Below are 2,989 nucleotides of genomic sequence, written 5' to 3'. Positions count from 1 at the left end.
GACCGTCCGCATCTGCAACCTCCCCACCGCGCCGTGATCACAACAAGCTAAGTGGCATTGGGTTGAGACCGGTCGAGTCGGAGCGTGATCGCATATGGCACGAGCGGAAAACAAGGTGACGGCAGGACCGACAGCGCAGATGGTGGCCAATCTGGCCCGCAAATTGCGCGCACGGAAGGGGTGGACGCAGGAGCAATTGGGGACCGAACTCGGCTTCTCCGGCGCGGCCGTCAGCGCCATGGAGACACTGGCGCAGCCTGCGTCCGACGACATGCTGGTCCAGCTGGAGCGTGTCCTCGGGGACGGGATGGACATCTTTGAGGATGCGCGGGTGCCGGTGCGGCTGGAAAAGTTTCCCGAGCAGTTCAAGGACTTCGCGCCCCTGGAGCAGCACGCGGTGGTGCTCCAGATGTACGAGACGCTGGTCATCAACGGGCTCTTCCAGACGGAGGAGTACGCGCGAGCCCTGATCGGCGGGGGCTACCCACCACTCCCAGAGCAGAGGGTCGAGGAGCTGGTCCAGGCGCGCATGGAACGGCAGGCGATCTTTGACCGGCAACCGGTCGCCACAATCGAGCTGATCCTGGAAGAAGCGGTACTGCGAAGGGTGATCGGCAGCCCCGAGATCATGCGCGCCCAGATGCAACATCTCGCTGCGTGCGCACGCAGGCGCAATGTGAACCTCTACGTGCTCCCCCTCGGCTGTGGTGCAGACGGTGAACACGCAGGCGCTCGTGGCGGAATCACCTTGGTGGAGACACCAGACCACGACCACCTTGGCTACCTGGAAGTCCAAGATGAAGGTCTCCTCATCACCGACCCCGCAAAGGTGAGTACGTATGCCCGGCGCTATGCGAAGATCCGAGCACAGGCCCTGGACCTTCGCGAATCGCTGGGCCTTGTCGAGGAGTTGGCAGGAGAGCAGAGATGAGCAGCACCCTGCGGTGGTTCAAATCCAGCTACAGCAGTGATAGCGGCGGGCAGTGCATCGAAGTGGCCGTCGCCTGGCGCAAGTCGTCGTACAGCGACAGCGATTGTGGGCAGTGCGTAGAGGTGGCCACCTGCCCCCAAGCCGTCCACATACGGGACTCAAAAGTGAGTGACGGCCTCTCCTTCTCCGTCGCTCCCCACGCGTGGACGGCCTTCCTGGACTGGGGAGAGGCGGGGCGGATCAGCGGCTGAAGCGTGCGCGGGCCTCGCTCATTCGCTTCTTGAGGCGGTCGGCCGCCGCCGTGGCGCCGGAACCGACGGCGTCGATGGTGTCGTCGACGAACAGGTCGGCGTTCTTCTTCACTCGCCTGCCCGCGACGAAGCCGCCAACGATGCCGCCGACCAAGCCGAACGCGACGGTGCCGGGACCGGGGGCTACCGCGGTTCCGGCGGCGGCTCCGGTGAAGAACGCCGAGCAGGCGCCGGCCACGGTCAGGGCGAGAGCGGAGCCCGCAGTGGCGCCGCCCGAGCCCCCCAGCGCTCCCGCGCCGACGACGACGGCAACCCTGTACCCGCACCGCGTACCGTGTTCGACCGTCCCCATCTCGGGCCGCTCTTTCTTGTCCCGGTCCCACTGGGCCTTGGAGCACACGCCGACGTTCACCACGTGTCCCAGAACCACCAGGCCCTTACTGGCGGCGCCGAGACGTTTGAATCCAACCTCACGGCCCGGCCGGGCCACCACCTCGCCCAGTTCGTCCAGTTGCCCGTACCTCAGCTTCTGTGTCGCGCCCACGACGTGGTTGGTCCAGCCGACCCCACTATTGAGTTTCTTCCACTTCTTATACACATCTCCCGGCATTATCAACTCCCCCCATATGCCCACTAGTTGAGGATCAGCACGGCCGCCACGCAGTCCCCTCTCTTCGCGCACCTCGGCGATCGGCCCCCTCGCAAGAGGGGGTGAGAGACGGGATCCGCGCAATAGCCGCGCGACATGTCCGCTTTCATCAACTCCCTTACCCTTCACATGGATTGACCATTCCATCCAGGTTGCACACGAAACAGCCTCCCTGCCCCTTTGATGGCGGGGCTGTTCTTCGTCTCCTCGTCTTCGACGGGTGCGGGTCGTCTTCGACCCGTGCGGGGCGGGCGACCGGGAAGTCGACCGGCGGGGCGGCCGAGTTCATAATCGCGGGATGCCGATCCTGACCTACCCCGAGCCGGACACCCCGCCCCCGCTGCGCGCCCAGGTGCTCACCCTCCAGGACGAGGCCTGGCCCCAGGCCGTACCGAGTAGCGGACCGAGCCACGACCCCGCCCTCGCCCCGCTGTCGATGCTGCTCGTCGAGGACGGCGTCGTACTCGCCGCCCTGGACATCCTGCGCAAGGACATCGAGCACGCGGGCGTCACGCTGCGCGCGGGCGGGCTCAGCACGGTGGTCACCCGCCGGGCCGCCCGCGGGCAGGGCCACGGGCACCGTCTGGTGAGCGCGGCCCGCGAGGCGATGCCGTCGTACGGCCTGGACCTCGGCCTGTTCACCTGCGACCGCCCGCTCGCCGGGTTCTACGAGGGCGCGGGCTGGCAGGTGCTGCCGGGGACGGTGCTCGTCGGCGGCACGCCCGAGGACCCCTTCCCCAGCGACCGGCCGGGGTTCGACAAGGTCACCCTGGCCGCGTTCTTCACCACGAAGTCCCGCGCCGCCGAACCCTCGTTGCGGGCCGCACGCATCGCCCTGCACCCGGGCCCCATCGACAAACTGTGGTGACAAACCTGCGACGGAAGCGCGTTGCACCTGCGACACCCGTTCGATAGACATGTAAGTCGTCGCACGAGGCACGTGTGGCGATTCGCGGGTACCGCGAAACCGGCAACCGCGATGGGTTACGACGATGACGACGACTACGGGGGTGTGTGCGTGAAGTTCGACATGGGGTCCACGACTCTGTCCGATCTGGGGAAGAGCACGGACGGTTCGAGTTCTGATCTGGGCGCGCTGATCCGGCAGTTGGTGGCGGCGGCGGAGCCGCTGGAGGGCAAGTTCAACGGGGCGGGGAA

Annotated in this window: 4 protein-coding genes; 3 read left to right on the top strand and 1 reads right to left on the bottom strand. The window is 66.8% G+C overall.

Annotated elements, in window-relative coordinates:
- Positions 1–94: 94 nt before the first annotated feature.
- The gene (locus ABD346_RS38320; protein ID WP_344380940.1) at positions 95–931 is read left to right on the top strand and encodes a helix-turn-helix domain-containing protein; all 837 of its coding nucleotides are present in this window, start codon (positions 95–97) and stop codon (positions 929–931) included.
- The gene (locus ABD346_RS38315) at positions 928–1,182 is read left to right on the top strand and encodes a DUF397 domain-containing protein (RefSeq protein WP_344380939.1); all 255 of its coding nucleotides are present in this window, start codon (positions 928–930) and stop codon (positions 1,180–1,182) included. The genes ABD346_RS38320 and ABD346_RS38315 overlap by 4 nt, the downstream gene beginning before the upstream one ends.
- On the opposite strand, the gene ABD346_RS38310 is transcribed toward ABD346_RS38315, so the two are convergent.
- Positions 1,172–1,864, bottom strand: a complete 693-nt coding sequence (locus ABD346_RS38310) for a hypothetical protein (protein WP_344380938.1) — start codon at positions 1,862–1,864, stop codon at positions 1,172–1,174. The two genes, ABD346_RS38315 and ABD346_RS38310, sit on opposite strands and share 11 nt — an antisense overlap.
- A gap of 265 nt (positions 1,865–2,129) precedes the next feature.
- Between ABD346_RS38310 and ABD346_RS38305 the strand changes: the two genes are divergently transcribed.
- Positions 2,130–2,699, top strand: a complete 570-nt coding sequence (locus ABD346_RS38305; protein WP_344380937.1) for a GNAT family N-acetyltransferase — start codon at positions 2,130–2,132, stop codon at positions 2,697–2,699.
- The last annotated feature ends 290 nt before the right edge of the window (positions 2,700–2,989 follow it).

It is taken from the genome of Streptomyces mauvecolor (assembly GCF_039532965.1).
GTDB classification, from domain to species: domain Bacteria; phylum Actinomycetota; class Actinomycetes; order Streptomycetales; family Streptomycetaceae; genus Streptomyces; species Streptomyces violascens.
This window is presented reverse-complemented; position numbering and strand designations above follow the sequence as displayed.

Excerpts from the sequence above, each read along its gene's own strand:
- ABD346_RS38320 (WP_344380940.1), top strand. The coding sequence starts at position 95 with ATGGCACGAGCGGAAAACAAGGTGACGGCAGGACCGACAGCGCAGATG.
- ABD346_RS38315 (WP_344380939.1), top strand. The coding sequence starts at position 928 with ATGAGCAGCACCCTGCGGTGGTTCAAATCCAGCTACAGCAGTGATAGC.
- ABD346_RS38305 (WP_344380937.1), top strand. The coding sequence starts at position 2,130 with ATGCCGATCCTGACCTACCCCGAGCCGGACACCCCGCCCCCGCTGCGC.